The 17,771-nt window shown below is 66.9% G+C and carries 22 protein-coding genes; 17 read left to right on the forward strand and 5 right to left on the reverse strand.

From position 1 onward, the window contains the following. Both Pta02_RS18425 and Pta02_RS18430 read left to right on the forward strand, forming a co-directional pair. Complete coding sequence (locus tag Pta02_RS18425; protein ID WP_203876092.1) at positions 1-291, forward strand: hypothetical protein; 291 nt, start codon at positions 1-3, stop codon at positions 289-291. A 229-nt stretch (positions 292-520) separates the two neighbouring features. Further along, on the forward strand, positions 521-856 hold the full coding sequence (locus Pta02_RS18430) for a maltokinase N-terminal cap-like domain-containing protein (RefSeq protein ID WP_239130868.1): 336 nt from the start codon (positions 521-523) through the stop codon (positions 854-856). Positions 857-1,018: 162 nt separating this feature from the next. Here Pta02_RS18430 and Pta02_RS18435 read toward each other — a convergent pair whose 3' ends face one another. After that, positions 1,019-1,393, reverse strand: coding sequence for a peptidase inhibitor family I36 protein (locus Pta02_RS18435; RefSeq protein WP_203876093.1), 375 nt, complete (start codon positions 1,391-1,393; stop codon positions 1,019-1,021). A 133-nt stretch (positions 1,394-1,526) separates the two neighbouring features. Then, positions 1,527-2,345 carry a hypothetical protein gene (locus tag Pta02_RS18440; protein ID WP_203876094.1) on the reverse strand — a complete coding sequence of 273 codons (819 nt, stop codon included), beginning with the start codon at positions 2,343-2,345 and terminating at the stop codon, positions 1,527-1,529. A 199-nt stretch (positions 2,346-2,544) separates the two neighbouring features. Between Pta02_RS18440 and Pta02_RS18445 the strand changes: the two genes are divergently transcribed. Continuing rightward, positions 2,545-3,870, forward strand: a complete 1,326-nt coding sequence (locus Pta02_RS18445; protein WP_203876095.1) for a penicillin-binding protein — start codon at positions 2,545-2,547, stop codon at positions 3,868-3,870. Positions 3,871-3,903: 33 nt separating this feature from the next. Here the strand turns inward: Pta02_RS18445 and Pta02_RS18450 are convergent, their stop codons facing one another. Then, entirely contained in the window at positions 3,904-4,290 is a 387-nt protein-coding gene (locus tag Pta02_RS18450; RefSeq protein WP_203876096.1) for a VOC family protein, read from the reverse strand. A gap of 63 nt (positions 4,291-4,353) precedes the next feature. Between Pta02_RS18450 and Pta02_RS18455 the strand changes: the two genes are divergently transcribed. Next, positions 4,354-5,310: a helix-turn-helix transcriptional regulator gene (locus Pta02_RS18455; protein ID WP_203876097.1), complete on the forward strand. Its 957-nt coding sequence runs from the start codon at positions 4,354-4,356 to the stop codon at positions 5,308-5,310. A 1,219-nt stretch (positions 5,311-6,529) separates the two neighbouring features. Here Pta02_RS18455 and Pta02_RS18460 read toward each other — a convergent pair. Beyond that, on the reverse strand, positions 6,530-7,069 hold the full coding sequence (locus tag Pta02_RS18460) for a hypothetical protein (RefSeq protein ID WP_203876098.1): 540 nt from the start codon (positions 7,067-7,069) through the stop codon (positions 6,530-6,532). 769 nt (positions 7,070-7,838) lie between these two features. Between Pta02_RS18460 and Pta02_RS18465 the strand changes: the two genes are divergently transcribed. Further along, positions 7,839-8,543, forward strand: a complete 705-nt coding sequence (locus Pta02_RS18465) for a TIGR02391 family protein (protein WP_203876099.1) — start codon at positions 7,839-7,841, stop codon at positions 8,541-8,543. Positions 8,544-9,490: 947 nt separating this feature from the next. On the opposite strand, the gene Pta02_RS18470 is transcribed toward Pta02_RS18465, so the two are convergent. Further along, positions 9,491-9,802, reverse strand: a complete 312-nt coding sequence (locus Pta02_RS18470) for a hypothetical protein (RefSeq protein WP_203876100.1) — start codon at positions 9,800-9,802, stop codon at positions 9,491-9,493. 146 nt (positions 9,803-9,948) lie between these two features. Between Pta02_RS18470 and Pta02_RS18475 the strand changes: the two genes are divergently transcribed. From Pta02_RS18475 to Pta02_RS18530, 12 genes are read left to right on the forward strand one after another with little or no spacing between them, the layout of a single operon-like run. Then, positions 9,949-10,122 (forward strand): hypothetical protein, encoded by a 174-nt coding sequence (locus tag Pta02_RS18475; protein ID WP_203876101.1) that lies wholly within the window; start codon positions 9,949-9,951, stop codon positions 10,120-10,122. Between the two features lie 28 nt (positions 10,123-10,150). After that, positions 10,151-10,507, forward strand: a complete 357-nt coding sequence (locus tag Pta02_RS18480; protein ID WP_203876102.1) for a WhiB family transcriptional regulator — start codon at positions 10,151-10,153, stop codon at positions 10,505-10,507. Continuing rightward, positions 10,507-10,674: a hypothetical protein gene (locus Pta02_RS18485; protein ID WP_203876103.1), complete on the forward strand. Its 168-nt coding sequence runs from the start codon at positions 10,507-10,509 to the stop codon at positions 10,672-10,674. The genes Pta02_RS18480 and Pta02_RS18485 overlap by 1 nt, the downstream gene beginning before the upstream one ends. Positions 10,675-10,691: 17 nt before the next feature. After that, positions 10,692-11,144 (forward strand): DUF3307 domain-containing protein, encoded by a 453-nt coding sequence (locus Pta02_RS18490; protein WP_203876104.1) that lies wholly within the window; start codon positions 10,692-10,694, stop codon positions 11,142-11,144. Positions 11,145-11,167: 23 nt separating this feature from the next. Beyond that, complete coding sequence (locus Pta02_RS41945; RefSeq protein WP_203876105.1) at positions 11,168-12,235, forward strand: RapZ C-terminal domain-containing protein; 1,068 nt, start codon at positions 11,168-11,170, stop codon at positions 12,233-12,235. Then, a complete protein-coding gene (locus tag Pta02_RS18500; protein ID WP_203876106.1) occupies positions 12,232-12,738 on the forward strand; it encodes a hypothetical protein in 507 nt (168 codons plus the stop codon). The genes Pta02_RS41945 and Pta02_RS18500 overlap by 4 nt, the downstream gene beginning before the upstream one ends. Continuing rightward, positions 12,735-12,932: a hypothetical protein gene (locus tag Pta02_RS18505; protein WP_203876107.1), complete on the forward strand. Its 198-nt coding sequence runs from the start codon at positions 12,735-12,737 to the stop codon at positions 12,930-12,932. Before Pta02_RS18500 ends, Pta02_RS18505 begins: the two co-directional genes overlap by 4 nt. Then, positions 12,929-13,546 carry a M48 family metalloprotease gene (locus Pta02_RS18510; protein WP_203876108.1) on the forward strand — a complete coding sequence of 206 codons (618 nt, stop codon included), beginning with the start codon at positions 12,929-12,931 and terminating at the stop codon, positions 13,544-13,546. Before Pta02_RS18505 ends, Pta02_RS18510 begins: the two co-directional genes overlap by 4 nt. Continuing rightward, positions 13,543-14,475, forward strand: coding sequence for a hypothetical protein (locus tag Pta02_RS18515; protein ID WP_203876109.1), 933 nt, complete (start codon positions 13,543-13,545; stop codon positions 14,473-14,475). The genes Pta02_RS18510 and Pta02_RS18515 overlap by 4 nt, the downstream gene beginning before the upstream one ends. Continuing rightward, positions 14,472-14,822, forward strand: coding sequence for a hypothetical protein (locus Pta02_RS18520; protein ID WP_203876110.1), 351 nt, complete (start codon positions 14,472-14,474; stop codon positions 14,820-14,822). The genes Pta02_RS18515 and Pta02_RS18520 overlap by 4 nt, the downstream gene beginning before the upstream one ends. Then, positions 14,819-15,157, forward strand: a complete 339-nt coding sequence (locus tag Pta02_RS18525) for a hypothetical protein (RefSeq protein WP_203876111.1) — start codon at positions 14,819-14,821, stop codon at positions 15,155-15,157. Before Pta02_RS18520 ends, Pta02_RS18525 begins: the two co-directional genes overlap by 4 nt. Further along, positions 15,154-17,424, forward strand: coding sequence for a cell division protein FtsK (locus Pta02_RS18530; RefSeq protein WP_203876112.1), 2,271 nt, complete (start codon positions 15,154-15,156; stop codon positions 17,422-17,424). Before Pta02_RS18525 ends, Pta02_RS18530 begins: the two co-directional genes overlap by 4 nt. Positions 17,425-17,771 lie beyond the last annotated feature (347 nt).

A 17,771-nucleotide genomic window follows, 5' to 3' on the forward strand; every position in this document is an offset into this window, starting at 1 on the left:
ATGTCTGTCATCCGGTCCCACACCTACTCGGTCGACCCCGCCGACCTGGAGGAGTTCCTGGCCCGCCGGGCCTCGCTGATCGGCACCGTCCGGGAGACGCATCCCGGGCTGACGACGACCCGTCTGGTCAAGCTCGACGACGGCACCTACAGCGACACCTGGCACTGGGAGAGCGGCGCGCAGATGGGCGCCGCGCTCGCCGCCATCGCCACCTTCCCGGAGTCCCCGCTGACCATGGCGCTCACCAAGGACGCGACGGCGCAGAACGGCCAGGTCGTCGACGAGCGCTGAGTCCGGCCGCCGCCCACATCGGCTGAAGCCGTACATCGCCCGCATCGATCAGCTGTGGCCTCACAGGCTCCGAATCACAGAAAAGGGCTCCCCGGACGGGGAGCCCCCTTTCACGGCCCTTTCCGCGAAGGCGCATCGGTCGACCGGGCGGACGCGCATGCCGGCGTACGGCCGGCGGATGGGAGGATGCGAAGATCGAAGACCCGCGTGACGGAAGAGAACCCCGGGCATGGCCGTCATCCACCGCACCGTCCTGAAGCCGACCAAGCTGGAACTGCTCACCGCCTGGCTCCCCTCCCGGCCGTGGTACTCCGGCGGCACGGGGAACCCGGAACCGACCAAGGCCGGCGGCTTCCGCCTGGACGACCCGGAGGGCGAGGCCGGCATCGAGTTCATGGTGGTCACCGACGCCTCCGGCACCCATCCGGTCGCCTACCTGGTTCCGCTCACCTACCGCGGCGCCCCGCTCGACGGAGCGGAGCACGCCCTCGTCGGCACCCGCGACCGAGGCCTGTTCGCCACCCTGCGCACCCACCGCCCGGAGAGTTCGCGGGCATCGGGGTGAAGCACGTCGATCTCCGCTGACAGCTCGGGCCGGCTTGCCCGCACGTCCCGTCCGCTGCTGTCGAATGCCCGGATCCTCACCTCCGGCACCGGCTCCGAGCCCGCTCAAGAGGCGGAGCCTGCCGCCTCTTGAGCGGACGCGACGTCGCCGTTCAGCCCTCTATCACCACGACTCGAACCGGATCGAGGTGATCTTGTCGTTGATGCTCAGCGTCGGATAGAACCTCTGCGGACCGATCTCACCGATCATGGTCGTGCAGTTGGCGCCGTCATAGAGGGTGATGCCGCGAGCCCTCCGGTTGTACGTCGAGCTGGCCTTGTTGTTGATGGACGGCGGCAGGTTCCAGCAGGTGCCGTAGTCCCAGTCTCCCCCGATGGACCACGGTCTTCCCGGATAGTTGGCGTCCACCCACAGGCAGAACGCGTTGCCGGGGCAGTCCGATCTTGCGGCGTGCGCCGGGGGCGCGCTGAGGAGCGCCCCGGTCATGGACGCCAGCGCGAGGGGGACGAGGAACCGTCGACGCAGAAACCTTCTCATGCAGTGCCTTTCAGGTCCGATGAGCTACGGTCGCGCAGGTACACCGACTATCCCCGACGGCGCCACGAAGATCAAGATGAGCCCCGCCCACGCGGCCGGGGCCCGCAGCGGCGTCGTCGAACCGTGTCCGGCCTCACGCGTAGTCGGCGCGCGGCTGGACGATGCCGGGTCCGCCGGTGTGCGGCGTGGGAACGTAGCCCTCCGCGGGAGCCGGAAGGGCGGCGACGCAGTCCGGCGAGCAGGCGTTGACCAGGAACGGCAGCACATCGGCGCCGACCCGCAAGGAGATCCAGACCTGGTGGAGCCCGGCCGCGGCGATCGGCCGGTCGCAGACGCTGCATGCCCGGATCGACTCGGCGCCCCACACCTCGGGGTCGAGGTCGCCGAGGTCGAGGTCGCGGGTCGAGGTCCTGCCCGGCTGGAGCGGAGGGAACGGCGGCCGGATCTTGGCGTTGCCGTACAGCGAGCGGATGCTGACCGTGCCGGACTTCAACCGCGGGCACCGGATCAGCTCGTAGGGAAACCAGTGCAGGCGGTTCGAGGTGTACGGGGTGAAGCGCTGCAGGCCGGTCATGGCACCGATCTCGGGCGGGATCCGCACCAGGTTGCTGCCGTAGAGCATCAGGTGCCTGACCTCGGTGAGCTTGGCGATGGTCGGCGGCAGGGTGATGATCTGACGCTGTTCCTCGGGGCTGAGCCCGGCCAGGGGCCGGAACTCCTCCCGGCCGTCGGCCGCCGCCTCTTCCACCGCCTCGAGCAGGCGATGCCAGGCGGCGGACGTCGTGTCCTGACGCTGGGCGTGGAAACGGACCACGCGCGGCCGGCGGATCCGGTACTGATCGAAACACCGGCAGATCTCCTTGCCGGCCGCATGCCCGCCCTCACCGACGGCGCCGGTCCGTCGGTCTGCTGCCGGGGGCGGGGGCGGGGGCGGGGTGACGTCGTCCTGCATGGACGCACGGTAGCGCGATCCGTCTCTTGCCTGAATCAACCGGGACGACCGGCTCCCGGAGACGGGGAAGAGACCGGGTGAGCACCGGAGGCGAGAAGGCCGCCGCCGCCGTTCCGGATTCCGGCCGGTTGTCCGAGCCGCACCGTTCCCGGATGATCCGAATATCGAGTGAGGTGCACCGGGGGCGACGATGAAGGCATTGCTGGTTCTCTTGAGTGTCGCCGCGACGGGTGCGCTGATCACGGTCCTGCTGATATTGCGGAGCGCGGCGGACGGCGATACGGGTGAGGAGCGCGCGGCCCCGGATTCCACCGTCACGGCCTCCGCCTCCCCCGTGGCCCGAAAGAGCGTGCTGCTGGATGTCGAGGGCGCCGTCATCGAGGAGTTCTCCGGCGACTGCACGGGCAGCGAGTACCCCCACCTCTGCCGGCATGTCAGAGAGCGGCTTCTCGCCGAGGACCCGCGCCTGCTCACCCGCGACGGCCTGACGATCCGGACGACGATCGACCGGCGGCTCCAGCGGGCGGCGCAGCAGGCCATCGACGCCCGTGTCCACCGCGACGACCCGCAGATCGCCACCCAGGTCATGATCGTTCCGGGCGAAGGCGCCATCAGGGCCATGGCCGCCAGCCGCTGGGCCGCCGACGGGCCGGCCTTCCGGCAGGGCACGACCGCGATGCCCTACACCCTGACCGTCGCGCTCGCGGCCGGCCTGCGGTATGACGACGGCTTCCCCGTCTCGGACCAGTACCGCCCCCAGGACTCCGGGGCGTTCAAGAACTGCGCGGGCCAGGCTGTCGGTGAGCCGGCCCACGTCATCTTGAATCCGGAGAAGAAGGGGGACCGGTTCGTCACCCTGCGATCAGGCACCCGGGACGCGGTGAACACCTTCTACATGCGCTTGGAGGAGAAGGTCGGTCTGTGCGAGACCGTCAGGATGGCCGAGCGGCTCGGACTCAGGCGCGCCGACGGAGGGCCGCTCCGGGAGCTGGAGACGTTCACCCTGGGCATCGACGAGGTCGACCCCGTCTCGGTGGCCAACTCCTACGCGACCCTCGCCGCCCGCGGCCGTTTCTGTGAGCCGACGATGATCACGGAGATCCGGGACGGCTCCGGTGCCCCGAGATCCTTCCCGCCGCGCTGCCGGCAGGTCCTGGACCCGGCGGTCGCCGACGCGGTCACCGGACTGCTGTCGGACGCCTTGGCGAAGAGCACGCTCAAGGGCCTCGGCCGTGAGGCGGCGGGCATGCCCGGCACGGTCGACGCCTTCCTCGCCGCCTGGTACGCCGGCTACACCCCCGGCCTGGCCTCGGCCGTCAGCCTCGGCGACCCCCGTGGGCACCAGTATCCGCTGTCCGACGTCACCATCGGCGGCCACCGCTACCCCCGGGTGGACGGCACGTCGATTCCCGCCCTGATCTGGAAGGAGGCGATGACCGAGGCGGTGCGGGGGACGCCCGAGACCGGCTTCACCCGGCCGGACGCCGCGCGCTTCGGCGCCTGCCACGACGCCTGCCCGAACTGACGGCCGCGGACCCGAACTCGCTGCGACCGGCGCTCAGCTCTGCGTGGAGATGCAGAACGGGTGGCCTGCGGGGTCCAGCAAGACCCTCCGCTCCTCGGGATGCGGTTGGACCGGGGGTTCGGTGGCGCCCAGGGCCAGCATCCGCGCCTGAGCCGCCTCCAGGTCCTCGACTCCCAGCTCCATGTGGGCCTGCTTGCCCTGGGAGGGGTCGGGCCAGGTCGGAGGCCGGTAGTCCGCCACCCGGATGAAGCCCAGCCCCGGTGAACCCTCCCGGCCGAGCAGGACGAAGTCGTCGCTGGAGTAGACGACGGGCAGGCCGAGGGCCTCGCCGTAGAAACGGGCCAGCTCGACGGGGTCCGGGCAGTCGAAGTCGATCGACAGCAGACGGATCGCCGGTGCGGTTGTGATTTCCGTACTCATGGGAGGGACACTAGGACCCGACCAGGACAGATCCGGTCCTGGTCATGAGGAACACTGCGAGTTGTGATCAGCACTCCCGCCCGCCTGCTGCGACTGGTCTCGCTGCTGTCCGCACGGCCGGCCTGGACCTGCCGCGAACTGGCCGAGCGGATGGCGGTCACCGACCGCACGGTGCGGCGGGACGTCGCCCGGCTGCGGGAGCTGGGCTACTGCATCGAGTCCGACCCCGGGCCCTGGGGCGGTTACCGGCTCGGCGGCGGCACCCGGGTGCCGCCGCTGATCCTCGACGACGAGGAGGCGCTGGCCGTGGCCGTCGCCCTACGTGAGGCCGCGCTCAGCGGCGTCCTGGGCAGCGACCAGGCCGCGCTGTCGGCGCTGCTGAAACTGCGGCAGGTCCTGCCGCCTCGGATCGCCGACCGGCTGGCCGAGATGGACGCCACCGTCGTCCACACTCCCCGGCCGGAGGGGCCTCAAATCTCCCCCGGCGCGCTGCTGGAGCTGGCCGCCGCCTGTCGCCGTGGCGAGCGCGCCCGTCTGTCCTACCGCGACCATGCGGGCAAGGACAGTGTCCGGGACGTCGACCCCTACCGCCTGGTGCACACGGGCCTGCGCTGGTATTTCGTCGCCCGGGACGTGGCCCGGGACCAGTGGCGGACGTTCCGGGCCGACCGGGTGGTGCACCTGCAGCCGACCGGACAGCCGGTCGAGCTCCTCGACCCGCCCGACCCGGCCCTGCTCGTCTCCCAGGGCATCGCCGGCGTCGTGTACCCCCTGTATGGGAGAGTCCGCCTCCCGCACCCCATGGACCGGGCTCTGCGGCTGGTGCCACCGACGATCGGCACCCATCACCCGGACGGGCCCGATGCCACCATCGTCGAAATCGGCGCCAACGACGCCGGCCAGCTCGCCGACTATCTCCTCGGCCTGGGCACCCCGCTGCGAGTCCTGTCCCCGGACGAGGTCCGGGAAGCCCTGCTGCGCCGTACCCGCGAGTTGTCGGAGGCCAACGGGGGCGAATGACCGAACGAACCGGAAGATCCGGAAAGCAAGAAGGCCCTGAACGGCGTATCGCCTGTTCAAGGGCCTTCTGTGGGTGGCGCGGCCGAGAGGACTCGAACCCCTAACCTTCTGATCCGTAGTGGAAGCCTCACACGAACGAGCCATATCGCTTGACCAGCAGGGGAGCACTGATCACCTCGCCAACAGCCCGAGTCTCGGCACGCATTCGGCATGATCAAGCCTGAGAGCCTCTGTGAGGCGATCGAATCCGGCGCATCAGGACGGTCGAGCCCGTACCCGAACGGCCCTCTACGACCATTCGAGGACGTCGATTCACCTGTGATCGTCCGTCGTAGGCTAGCGAAATCATGACCCAGTAAAACGGTAACGAGACTCCGGACCGGAGCATCGGATATTGACCGACTATCCCATCGGGGCCCCATCCCGCTTCAATACCGGCCTCCCACACCTGCACCGACCAGCGTCGCCACGCTGAAAAGAACCCATGTTCTACTTTTTCGATCATCCCTCGCCTACCTTGAAGACCTTTTCTTCACTTCCTGCCGCCCCCCAGTCCGTGGTGACGTGCCCAACGAGACGATAAACGCCAGGACCAAGGGTAGAGATATTACTGACGCTGTTATTACATATCGTTCTCCTTGAATAAACTGGAGTCTTATCTTTATATAAGATCACCCGGAGATAACATCCGCCGCTTAATGGCCCATCGTCTCCGGAAATCTTTGAGTCGAAGCCCCACTCCATGGGGCTTCTAAACGTATCAGGGTTGATTCCTATCTTTCTCGATCCGTTCGCGTAAACCTTCAACTCTATCAGTAACAGATTGGTTAGGTCTGAAGGATCGGGTGTACTGCTAGAGAGAGCGGAGGCTGTGCGTTCAGTTGAGGAAGGAGATGGCATCGAAGGACTAGTTTCTGGACTAGTAGCAGACGTAGATTCTGCGCTTGGGATTATAGGGACTTCTGCACTGGGAATTACAGAAATACTTGCGCTGGCGCGCGAAGGTGAACCCGGACTCGCTTCCTTATTGGCGCCCCCTCCGCCACCGAGTAACGCGAAGGCGCCCTGCACGAGAGCTACGACGACTGCAAACAAGCCGGCAATGACAGCTGCGGCGACTGCTCCCTTGGCCCCACCGTCCAGCTCGCTAAACCATTTTCTGAACCCCTTCACAGTTCCCACCTAGTGTAGATATCCCACGTGGCACTCCCCTGGCCGTCTATAAAAACCGCTTACCGACAATCCCTAAAAAACCACTCATTGCAGCATGAGCACATGGCTTGCCCGTCTGGCTAACTAAAAGGATGTCAGTTTTCTTAAATCGAGCACCGACTATGCATGTTCGGCTACTTGTGGTAGGAATGTCACCAGAATAGGAAAACCCGTCCTCTCCGTTAGGTATTTGAGTCGCGGATGAAGATCGTGCCCTATTCTGCATATAGTCGTTTATATACCTTTTTGCCGTCAGGTCATCGCTCATTTCCGCGATGATGATCGAGGCGTTCCCAATTTCGGATAAGGGCTTTTCTGTGCCGCCCGATGCCCGTGTACACTCGCTCCAGGATTGAACATTTGGGAATATAGATCTGATCACATAAGGCGCGTTGGAAGATCCCTCGCCAGCGCTTTCGGTCGATGTTAGGGTGACGTCTAAAGGCAGTCCTGCAAATACAGCTGCCGACGCAGGGGTGAGGATTTCACAGGCAAGCTTCCCGTCTCCGGGGGTAGGTGTTTCAATAGCAGGATCTTCTTTCGTCACAGGGTTCTGGCTACTGAGGCTCGGAGCCTGCGATGTCGAGTTATTAGATGGCGCCACCTGACTACTGCAGCTAGCAAGCATTGCAGCAGATGCCAGAGCAAGCGTAAATCCATACCCCGTATATAGTTTCATTGAGCCCCTCCGACACATTCTCCATCTAATCAAGGCCGGGATTGCACCATTTGTCCCATTTTGTTCCACTGTGAACTGAAGTCGTTTGATGTTAATCGCGTTAAGGGTGGCAAGTGTTTCTTGAGTGCTAGATTTATGGCTTTTGTCTTATATGTCGATTCTGTCACTTTCGGATGTAGAATGATTTTGAGTACGGCTGAGGGTCTGGTCCAGCCGTCTACCAACTCACTGATAGCCCTGACATCGAGCTGGATAGGGCCGTGGAGCTGTTCCGCCAGGCTGGCCAAGACGGGTGAGCCAACCGCATCGAGCGCCATGCTTCGCCAGCTCGATGGTGCGGCCACTCGCAAGACTGATCCATAGTCCGCGGCTCCGCACTGTGGACAGCGTCGTGAGGGCACAGTCACGTAGGGCGAGCAGCGTCGTTGGCTTCGATCTTCCCGTCCGAGGATCACCATGGCGACCACCGCAAAGCTGAACTCTGACCAAGAGCCCACCCCGTGCTGTTGAGCGGTAACCAGCCCAGGCTGACCAGGACCATAAGAAGGCAACCCATGCAGATATGCCCTGGGTCCCGCATAAGACGTCTTACCTGATTCCGGTGTACGGAGAGGAAGCTAAGGTTACACTTCGTATCGTGAATATCGAGTGGTGCATTAACCGTTTAGAAGCTTACTGTGACGCGCTTCTTACGCTTGATAATGCCTCATACGCCAACACCAGTCATCAAGCCACCGAAGAAGCAGAGCAGCTCGTTCTCCGCTTATCGCCAACAGCTCATACCATTATGCAGCGCCTGGATCCGGAATTAGCGGCGCGCTACAGCTGGGACAGCCGATGGGAAATAAGACAACATGCAAATGTTGCACTTGGCATGCTGATAGACCTCCGAGAGGTCGAGGAAAACCTAGGGCCCAAAGGTCCGTCAATTCATGCATCACAACTCCACCCATGGGTATGGGACGCCGCTTCTACGTTTTGGGATGCCGGCCATCATCGGGAAGCTGTAGAGCAGGCAGCAAGGGCGATCAGCGCTCATGCCCAGGCGAAGCTAGGAAGAAAGGACATCTCTGAAGGAAACCTTTTAAAGCAAGGCTTTACACGAGAAGATCCAAGACCTGGAGCGCCGCGCTTCAGATTCCCTGGGGACCGAAACACCGAGACTTGGAAAAGCCGTCAGGAAGGGGCAGTCGCGTTTTCCTCAGGATGCTTCACTGGGATCCGAAACGTCGCCGTTCACCAACACACACTTGATTGGGACGAGCAAGAAGCCTTGGAGTATCTGACAGCATTCAGCGTGTTAGCGCGATGGATAGATACATGTCAGGTCGAAACTGCTTGACTTCTTGAGCTGGCACGTGAGACGAGTCAAGGCCAACCCTAACGGCCCACTCCAGGCTTCAAAGGGGCGCCAGCTTCCGTGCACTGAACCTGTTGTCAGCGTCAGCCGTTGAGGCCGACCTCCGCTTGCCCGGATCCGGCTAATCCTCAGCTGCAGGCACCTGGACGATGACCTCCCCATGGGTTCGGCCACAGGTGACCTGATAGCCAGCCCGGGTTAACACCTCTCCCAACGCCAACCGGATCGCCGCGCAGATGGAGCTGTGGTGGGCCAGCTCCTCGGACAGAGCCCGGACCGCCGATATTCGACTGATCACTATGCCCACGTCCGGGTCATGGTGCACCTGCAGGCCGCCTTCGGTGTGCAGCGCGGCCGCATCCACGACGAATCCGACATCACCAGGTACTAATGATCCAGGATCTTCGGATCAATTGTGAGGGGCTCGTCGGGGTACTCGTACATTCCCGAAAGTGCGGGGGCGAACGCTTCGAGGTGCTGTCTCCAAAGCTCTCCAAGCGCATCCCTGGCCGGTCCATCCGTAAGGGTCAGGAACCTAAAGTGGCGAAGACCGTGAAGGAGCACGTCAATATGCCGAGGCGTCGGCTCGCCAGTCGCCGGAGTGGGTACCGGGCGCCCTACGGAGCTTGCAAGCTCCGGAGAGATGGGGGTGGCATCTGCCCAGTTCTGTCTTGCTAGGCCAGGCGCATTGAGGGCTGCGATGTAGGTCAGGACGACATGCCCATCTTCTGCTCGCCAACTTGTTGAGTGAATGACACGCAGGCTGTCACCCACATTCTGCTGATCGAGAATGAGTTGGACTTCTTCGCGGGGCCCGGTGTCATAGGGGACATTTCCGCTACGCCAGGCATCTAGCCCGCTAACAAGCCATAGTCCTATTTCGTCGGCCGCTACGGGCCAGACCTCTATCCGCACCTTTGCTGTTTCGTTCACTGATTTCCTCCTTGTTCGCCCTGCTTGGCTGCGCGGATTATCTGTCCCGCCCTAGTTTTACTCATTCCCCACCTCTCAGCTAGGACGCTCAGGCTCAATTTTTCCTTCTCGTAGATCTGTGCAGCGATCTGCGATCGCAAGGCCGTCAGTTGCTCATACAGCTTGCGAACGTGCTCGCTCACGTCATCCACGCGCCGGAATGCCCTATCGAGGTCCTGGTCACCCAACACAGCTCGCTCGGTGCGCTCGGTGGCTGCGGTGAAGGCATGCAGAAGCGAGGACAGTCGCTTGTCCTCCTCGTCACTCATGCGCACATCCTACGTGCAGGGGCTCTTGCCGTGAAGGTGCACTTTCCGGAAAGGGCCCCTTGCCGATTCGTGCAGGGGTGGTTTACGGTAGAGGCGTGCAGGACCCCTGCACGAGACGTACCGCCCTCGACCAAAGGATGTTTCCGATGCTTCCCACCCCGAAAGCGACCGGCCGCTTTCTCCCGACCTTGCTCCTGGTCCTGGCGCTGATCTTCATCGTCCGGCAGCCCGAGAAGGCCGCGGCCTTCGCTACCAGCGCCCTGAACGGCTTGATTGCGCTGGCCGATGCCATCGGCACCTTCGCCAGCAACTTCGGCTGACCCGACCACAGACAAGGAGCCCACCATCATGAGGACCGTCCCGCTTCTCCCCACCGCCGGTGGGGGCAAGGTTCGTCCCGAGCGCTACCACCTGGCCCGGCTCGGCGCCGACGACATCGCCGATCTGCGTGACGCGCTGATCGATGCCGTTCCGGCCTGCGACACCACCGACGCGGAGCTGTTCACCGGCCCCGATGAGGTTGAGCCCGACTCGGTGCGCGAGGCCCGTGAGGCCGTGGCTAAGGAAATCTGCGCCGGATGCCCGGCCCGTATCGAGTGCCTGGCCTACGCCCTGGCCATCCGCCCCGCGGTCGGGGTGTGGGCAGGCCAGACGGCTGACGAGATCCGCACCATGGCCACCGCCGGCGCCCGCGAGGTGGCGTGATGGCCCGCTTCTCCTGCCTGGACTGCGGCGCCCGCTCCCACCGCGCCACCGGCTGCCACCGCTGTGGCAGCACCGTCCGCCAGATTCAGCGCTGCCCCATCCACGGGGGCCGCTGCATCGGCGCCTGCCGGATGTGCCGCCGCCTGGCCCGCTCCCGTTCCTACTGACTTGCGAGGTGATCCCCATGACCACCGACCTGGCCGCCTTCGCCGCGACCTTCGCCGCCCTGTTCGCCGCCCACAGCGTGGGCGACCACTGGGTGCAGACCCACCACCAGGCATGCGCCAAAGCCGCGCCCACCACCGCCGGGCGCATCGCCTGCCTGAAGCACGTGACCACCCTCACCCTGACCAAGGCCGCCGCGCTGGCCGCACTCGCGCTGGTCACCGACCTGACGGTGCACCCGCCGGCCCTGCTGATCGGCCTCGCGGTGGACGCCGCCTCCCACTACTGGGCCGACCGGCGCGTCACCCTCGCCGCCCTGGCTACCGCGATCGGCAAGCGCGGCTTCTATGAGCTGGGCGCCTCGCGCCCCGGCCGCGACGACGCACCCCACCTGGGCACCGGCGCCTACGCCCTCGACCAGTCCTGGCACATCGGCTGGCTGTTCATCGCCGCCCTGATCATCACCATCTGACCCGGCAAGGAGACCTGCCAACCATGAGCACCACCACCCGCACCTACACCCACCCCGACGTCCTGACCATCGGCATCCGCGACGGCTGGGCCGACCCGGAGACCGACCCCACCCGCATCGACTGGGCTCCCCGCCAGACCGCCGCCTCCATCCCGTTCACCGTGGTGGACGGCCGGCCCGTCAACCCGTACGCACCCACCGGCATCCGCTTCGGCCGCAACGAGCTGGGCCACTGGGGAGAACAGCTCTGCGCCGACGCCATCGTGACCGCCACCGACGAACACGGCCGCCGCTGGCTGGTCATGGTCGAGCGCGAAGACGGTCACGGTTGGGCCCTGCCCGGCGGATGCGTGGACCCCGGTGAGGACCTGGCTGAGGCCGCGGTGCGCGAGCTGGCCGAAGAGACCGGCCTGCACCTCGGGGACAACACGCACTGGCAGCCGCTCCCAGCCCGCTACGTGCCCGATCCCCGCGCCTCCGATGAGGCATGGATGGTCACCGTTCCCGCTCAGTGTGACCTGGGAAGTGTCTGCCGCGGCAACCTGCCTGCCGTGGTCGGAGCCGACGACGCCGCCCGCGCCGCCTGGGTGCGCGCCGACGACTACGCCACCTTGGCTGCCGGTCTGAAGGCGGTCTACGGCGGGACCATCTTCGCCGCGCACACAGACCTGTTGCGGGACGTCCTCGACCAGCCGAGACCGGAGGTCATCGTGATCTCCTTCGGCTACGGCCACGGCATCCCGCCCGTGGCGGACCTCAGCCTGGATGTGCGCGACTCGCTGCGCAACCCGCACCACGACCCGGCCATGCGGCAGCACACCGGCCTGGATGAGGTGGTGCGCGAGCACGTGATGACCACCTCCGGCGCCACCGACACCGTGCGCTTCCTGACCCTCATCGCGCTTGGCCTGCTGCCCCAGACCTCCACCGGCCGGCCGGTGCGCATCGCCATCGGCTGCGTGGGCGGGCGGCACCGCTCGGTCGCCCTGGCCGAAGCCCTGGCCAGCGCGCTGGATGACCTGGACATCAGCGCCGCCACCGAGCACCGCGACATCGCCAAGCCCGTTCTGCCGAAGGGAGTCCACCGATGAGTCTCACCCTGCTCCCCGCCCCCGACATCAGCCCTACGCCGCGGGTGCTGCTGACCGATCCGGCCGGACTGTTCGCCACCCTGGCCGCTCTGCACCTGCCCCGCGGCTTCTATGTGATCTGCGGATCGGCTGCCCTCTACATCCGTGGCCTGCGTGCCCGCCTGGGGGATCTGGATGTGCTGGCCACCGGCCCCGCCTGGGACATCGTCACCACGCTCGGTGCCCCGTGCCCGGCCCTGTCCGGGCACGGCCTGGTCATCCACCACCCGCGTGCGGCCATCGAGTTCGTGGACCGCTGGACCCCCGGCTGGCCCACCGAGCGCCTGATCGCTACGGCCGATCTCATCGACGGCCTGCCGTTCATGCGGCTCGGGGATGTGCTGGCCTGGAAGCAGGCCGCCCGCCGTCCCAAGGACCTGCCCGACATCGCCGCCGTCGATCGGCTGCGCCGGACCTGGACCGGCCCTCACCCCGCGACTCTGGCACGGAGGTGGGCGGCATGACCACCCTGACCTTGGCATTGCGGGTGCATCTGGGCGACCTGCTGATCTGGGCTCGCGCCCGGCGCCTGATCGCTCGCGCGGCCATGCACGGCCAGCACACCGACGCTGTGGCCCGCGCCTGGTCGGCCTGCCCGGCCAACTGGTGCGACCGGCCCTACTGCCCGGCCTGCTGGAAGCGGGGGTGGACGGCATGAGTACCCCTTCTCCCGCCGCGGTGGCGGAGCTGGCCGGCACCCTGCGCACCGCCGCCCATCTGCCCGGCCTGCTGGTCTATCTGTGCCCCGAGCTGGGCGACAACGCCTGTGCCGAGACGCGCCGCTGTACTCCGGTGCCGCTGGTCGGCATCGGCACGGACCTGCTGGCCAACACCGGATCGGCCGCGCTGCACGGCACCATCGCCCACGAGATCGCCCACCACGCCCTCGGCCACCCCACCGCCCCGGCCGTCCCAATGCTGGAGCGGCTGAGCGCCTGGTCGGCCTTCGGTGCCGCGCTGGTCTGGACCGCGCGCCTGCCCGGCGCCCTGGTGCTGACGTTGGCCATCGTCGCCATCACCGCCTACCTGGCTTCGACCTGGTGCCAGCGTCGCGCCGAGTACGCCGCCGATGCCTACGCCGCCGTGCTGCTGGATCGCATCGGCCAGCCCGGAACCGCCATCGTCGCCGCCACGCTCACCGCGCATCTGGCCGACGAACCGCACTGGTATGCGCGCATCGGCTGGCTGGTCGGCAGCCATCCGGCCACCCGCGCCCGACTGCACCGCATCACCCACCCCCGCACGACCATCACAAGGAGAACCCACGCATGAGCGTCACCACCCCAACCCCGGAGCCCACGCCCGAGGACGTCTCGCGCGGCCTGGCCGCACTGGAACACCTCCTCGCCGAAGAAGCTGCCCGCCGGGCGTCGCGCCCGCCGGTCATGCCCGGCGAGACCCGGCGCGTGCGGCAGCTTCGCGCCGAAGTCGCCGAAGCGCACGCCCTGGCCGACCTCCAGGACGACGACACACCGTTGCTGCTGGACACGCCCAAGGTCCGCAAGCGCCGTAAAGCCGCGCATGAAGCGGCCCGACTGCACGCGCTGGCTCAAGACCCGACCATGCGGGCCTGGCAGGCCGCCCGGATGCGGCGCCTGCTCATCACCGCCGCCCTGGTCTCGCTGACTCTCGCGTTGGCCTGGTCTACTGCGGGTGTACAGGCGTTCGCCGCCGACGACGCCCCGGCCTGGTCCCCAGCGTGGGTGTTCGCCTGGCTGGTCGAGCCGTTCCTGTCGCTGGCCCTGCTGGTCATCGTTGGCGCCCGCGCCTACACTGCCACCCGCGGCCAGCCCATCACCGCCCCCGCCCTGATCCGCATCGAATGGCTGTTCCTGGCCCTGACGGTCGGCATGAACGCCTGGCCGTATCTACCCCTCGTGGCAGAGCACTTCAGCTTCTCCCGGCTGGTGCTGCACATCCTGGGAGCGATCGTCGCGGTGGCCATCGTCACCGCCCTGCCCATCATCCTGGCCGCCTTCACCGGCCTGGACCACGGCCCCCTTACCGGCCCTACGTACAGGGCCAACACCGGCCCCGGCAGGACCGACATCACCGCCCTGACCGCACACGCACAACGGCTGATCGACGACGGCGCACTGCCCGCCGCCCCGAGCGCCAACCGCATTCAGCGGACCCTGCGGTGCGGTATGGACAGCGCCCGCGCGGTACGCGACGCCCTGACAGAAGGAGAGACCCGATGACCAAGAAGATCCAGCCCACCCACCCCGTCACCCCCGGAAGCGTCTGGCGCGACCGCCGCGACGTCTTCGGCAGACGCACCCTCCTGGTGGAGTACATCGACGGCGAGCACGCGGTGTGCACCACGCTGACCAACTCCTCCGAGGTACAGCGCCAACTCGACCTGGCCGCCGACCACCCCAAGGACAACCTGCTGCGCGGCAACGTCCGCGACATGCGCGGCTCCCTCACCCGCATCTTGGTGGACCGCTTCCGTCCCACCAACGGGGGCTTCGACTTCGTCACCGCCTCCGCCACCCTCAGCCCCAACGATCTGGAATCCCTCGCTCTGTCGGGAGAAGACCGATGACCACGCCCACCCCGCCCACCGCGGCTGACCTGCCGATCGTGTTCATGGTCGATGAAGGCCAGATGATCCTGTCCGGCTGCAACCAGGGCAATGACTGGCTGATCGGCGCACGACCCGGCCAGGGCAAGAGCGCCGCCGTACATCAGGTGCTCGCCGAGCTGCAACCCCTCTACCGCGCAATGCAGCTGCGCATTCAGGCCGCCAAGCAGACAGCAGGCGAGCGCACCCCGTCCCCGATCCGTCCCGTACGGGACGCGGCCCCCACTCCGCCAAGAACAGTGGCCGCGCCCCGCAACCCCGCCCGCAGCAACGGCAACGAGGTGACCCCATCATGACCGACCACCCGACCACCAACGGCCATCACCCCACCCCGCCCACCGAGCTGACCGCCCTACCCGAGCACCCGCCAGCCGCACCGGCCACCGGCCCGGACAGTGGTCCCGCTGCTGAGGTGCTCTCCCTGGAGGCCGCTCGCGAGCGCCGCCACCCCTACCCGCCCACCACCCCTGAGCAGGACGCCCCGGCCGATGGCCCGGTGCTGGAGGGCGAGATCGTTCGGGTGGATCAGCCCGGCGAGGCGGAGCGCGACTGGCGATCTGAGCTGGCCGACAAGAACCGCACCCGCCGGCCGATCGTGCCGGTGTGGCTGCGCTCGCGCACCGAGGCCATCGAGACCCTGAAGTGGGCGGGCGAGTACGCCGCCTACGTGACCGGCTACCAGCTCGCCCGCACCCCGCTGTATGCCACCCGGCTGACCCTGCGTGCCCCGCGCGGCCTGGCCCGCCTGGTCTACGGCATGACGCGCTGGACCCTCGACCTGGAGGGCGAGCCGGTGCGGCTGGCCACCGTGGTCAAGGCCGACCCCGAGTCCTACCTGAAGCTGTCCCGCCAGCGCGATTCGCGGGTGCGGCTACGGGTCTGGGTGAGCGGCGCCGCGCTGGTCACGCTGCTGATCGCCTCGCTCATGGTCGCCTCCGCGCCCACTGCTGCCCAATGGACGGCGCTCGCGGCGGCCATAGCCGTCCTGGGAATCGTCGGCCGCCCGGCCGACCGGCCGCTCATCGACCGCGCGGTCCTGCCGACCCGGGTGGAAAAGCTCACCTCAGACATCGTGGTGCGTGCCCTGACCGTGCTGGGGGTCTCCGGGCTCAACGCCAAGGCCGATGTCAACTTCGTGGCGCCGATCACCCGCGACGGCCCCGGCTGGCGCGCCGATCTGGACCTGCCCTACGGGGTGACCGTGGGCGATGTGCTGGACAAGCGCTCCCGCCTGGCTTCTGGCCTGCGTCGCCCGCTGGGCTGCATCTGGCCCGAAGGTGATTCCTCCATCCACGAGGGACGGCTGATCCTATGGGTCGGGGATCGGGACCTGTCCAAGACCATCGTCAAGTCCCCGCTGCTCAAGGCCACCAGCCACGATGTGTTCAAGGGCATCCCGTTCGGCAACGACCCGCGCGGACGGCTGATCACCGTGCCGTTCATCGAAAACAACATGCTGATCGGCTCCCAGCCCGGCCAGGGCAAGACCGCCTCCGTGCGCGAGCTGGCCGCCGGCATCGTGCTCGACCCCACCGCTGAGGCGTGGTTCCACGAACTGAAGGGCTCCGGCGACCTGGACCCGTATGAGCAGGTCTGCCACCGCTACGTCTCCGGCATCGACGATGCATCCATCGCCTATGCCGCCGCCTCGCTGGCCCTACTGAAGCAGGAGGTCATGCGCCGCGCCGGAGCACTCAAAAAGCTACCGGCGGACCTGTGCCCGGACAAGAAGGTGACCCGGGCCATCGCCGACAAGCGCTCACTCGGTCTGCACCCGCTGGCCTGCATCATCGACGAGTGCCAGAACCTGTTCGCCCATCCCATCTACGGCAAGCAGGCCGGTGAGGACGCCGAATTCGTCATCAAGCTGGGCCGCGCGCTGGGCGTGGTGCTGATCCTGGCCACCCAGCGCCCGGACAAAAACAGCCTGCCCACCGGGGTGAGCGCGAACGTGTCCATCCGGTTCTGCCTGCGGGTAGCCGGTCAGACCGAGAACGACATGATCCTGGGCACCTCGGCCTACCAGAACGGCATCCGCGCCACCCTGTTCGTGCCCGGCCCGCCGGACCAGGGCGGGGACGCCGGCACCGGCTACCTGATCGGCGCCACCCCGATGCCCAAGGTGGTCAAGGCCGCCTACCTCAACACCACCGCCACCCAGCTCATCGCCGATCGGGCGCACGCCCTGCGCAAGGCCGCCGGGAGACTGACCGGCCATGCCGCCGGAGACCAGCCCGAAGCCAGCGCACCCGCCTATGACCTGCTGGCCGACGTCGTCGCCGTGCGCGTCGGGAGCGAGGCCAAGGTGTGGAACGAGATCGTGGTGGACCGGCTGGCCGAACTGCGCCCCGAGGTCTACGGCCCATGGGCGGAGCAGGAGGGCCCGGCCAAGACCGCGCAACTCACCAACGCCCTCAAGCCCTACGGCGTCAAGACGGGTCAGGTCTGGGGCACCCCACCCGGTGGCGGCAAGGGCGCCAACCGGATCGGCATCGCCTGGGACGACGTCCTGAACGCCATCACGGAACGTGATGGAAAACGGGATTCCGGCGCCGGTTCCTGAGCCTGGATTCGCCTCTAGGTCTAGAGGCTTCCCCCTCTAGACCTAGAGGCCCGCCTAGAGCCCGATTTCCCGATCTACCAGCGACCTAGCGCCTAGAGCGCGACCTGCGAAAACCCCGAAAATCGGCCCTGGAGGCCCTCATGGCAAGCGCCATCGTCCTACTAGTCCTCTGCCTACCCATCGTCACTTTCTGTTACATCGGCTTCTGTCTCGCCTCCCCATGGGGACGCTGCGCCCGGTGCGCTCCCGGCGGCAAGAACCGCACCTGCCGCGCCTGCTCCGGCACCGGGATGCGCCCCCGCATCGGCTGGCAGCTCTATACGCACTTCCGCCGCATGCACCGGGAC

The organism is Paraplanobispora takensis (assembly GCF_016863195.1).
GTDB lineage: Bacteria > Actinomycetota > Actinomycetes > Streptosporangiales > Streptosporangiaceae > Planobispora > Planobispora takensis.

Excerpts from the sequence above, each read along its gene's own strand:
- Pta02_RS18425 (WP_203876092.1), top strand. The coding sequence starts at position 1 with ATGTCTGTCATCCGGTCCCACACCTACTCGGTCGACCCCGCCGACCTG.
- Pta02_RS18430 (WP_239130868.1), top strand. The coding sequence starts at position 521 with ATGGCCGTCATCCACCGCACCGTCCTGAAGCCGACCAAGCTGGAACTG.
- Pta02_RS18435 (WP_203876093.1), bottom strand. The coding sequence starts at position 1,393 with ATGAGAAGGTTTCTGCGTCGACGGTTCCTCGTCCCCCTCGCGCTGGCG.
- Pta02_RS18440 (WP_203876094.1), bottom strand. The coding sequence starts at position 2,345 with ATGCAGGACGACGTCACCCCGCCCCCGCCCCCGCCCCCGGCAGCAGAC.
- Pta02_RS18450 (WP_203876096.1), bottom strand. The coding sequence starts at position 4,290 with ATGAGTACGGAAATCACAACCGCACCGGCGATCCGTCTGCTGTCGATC.
- Pta02_RS18470 (WP_203876100.1), bottom strand. The coding sequence starts at position 9,802 with ATGAGTGACGAGGAGGACAAGCGACTGTCCTCGCTTCTGCATGCCTTC.
- Pta02_RS18475 (WP_203876101.1), top strand. The coding sequence starts at position 9,949 with ATGCTTCCCACCCCGAAAGCGACCGGCCGCTTTCTCCCGACCTTGCTC.
- Pta02_RS18480 (WP_203876102.1), top strand. The coding sequence starts at position 10,151 with ATGAGGACCGTCCCGCTTCTCCCCACCGCCGGTGGGGGCAAGGTTCGT.
- Pta02_RS18485 (WP_203876103.1), top strand. The coding sequence starts at position 10,507 with ATGGCCCGCTTCTCCTGCCTGGACTGCGGCGCCCGCTCCCACCGCGCC.
- Pta02_RS18490 (WP_203876104.1), top strand. The coding sequence starts at position 10,692 with ATGACCACCGACCTGGCCGCCTTCGCCGCGACCTTCGCCGCCCTGTTC.
- Pta02_RS41945 (WP_203876105.1), top strand. The coding sequence starts at position 11,168 with ATGAGCACCACCACCCGCACCTACACCCACCCCGACGTCCTGACCATC.
- Pta02_RS18500 (WP_203876106.1), top strand. The coding sequence starts at position 12,232 with ATGAGTCTCACCCTGCTCCCCGCCCCCGACATCAGCCCTACGCCGCGG.
- Pta02_RS18505 (WP_203876107.1), top strand. The coding sequence starts at position 12,735 with ATGACCACCCTGACCTTGGCATTGCGGGTGCATCTGGGCGACCTGCTG.
- Pta02_RS18510 (WP_203876108.1), top strand. The coding sequence starts at position 12,929 with ATGAGTACCCCTTCTCCCGCCGCGGTGGCGGAGCTGGCCGGCACCCTG.
- Pta02_RS18515 (WP_203876109.1), top strand. The coding sequence starts at position 13,543 with ATGAGCGTCACCACCCCAACCCCGGAGCCCACGCCCGAGGACGTCTCG.
- Pta02_RS18520 (WP_203876110.1), top strand. The coding sequence starts at position 14,472 with ATGACCAAGAAGATCCAGCCCACCCACCCCGTCACCCCCGGAAGCGTC.
- Pta02_RS18525 (WP_203876111.1), top strand. The coding sequence starts at position 14,819 with ATGACCACGCCCACCCCGCCCACCGCGGCTGACCTGCCGATCGTGTTC.
- Pta02_RS18530 (WP_203876112.1), top strand. The coding sequence starts at position 15,154 with ATGACCGACCACCCGACCACCAACGGCCATCACCCCACCCCGCCCACC.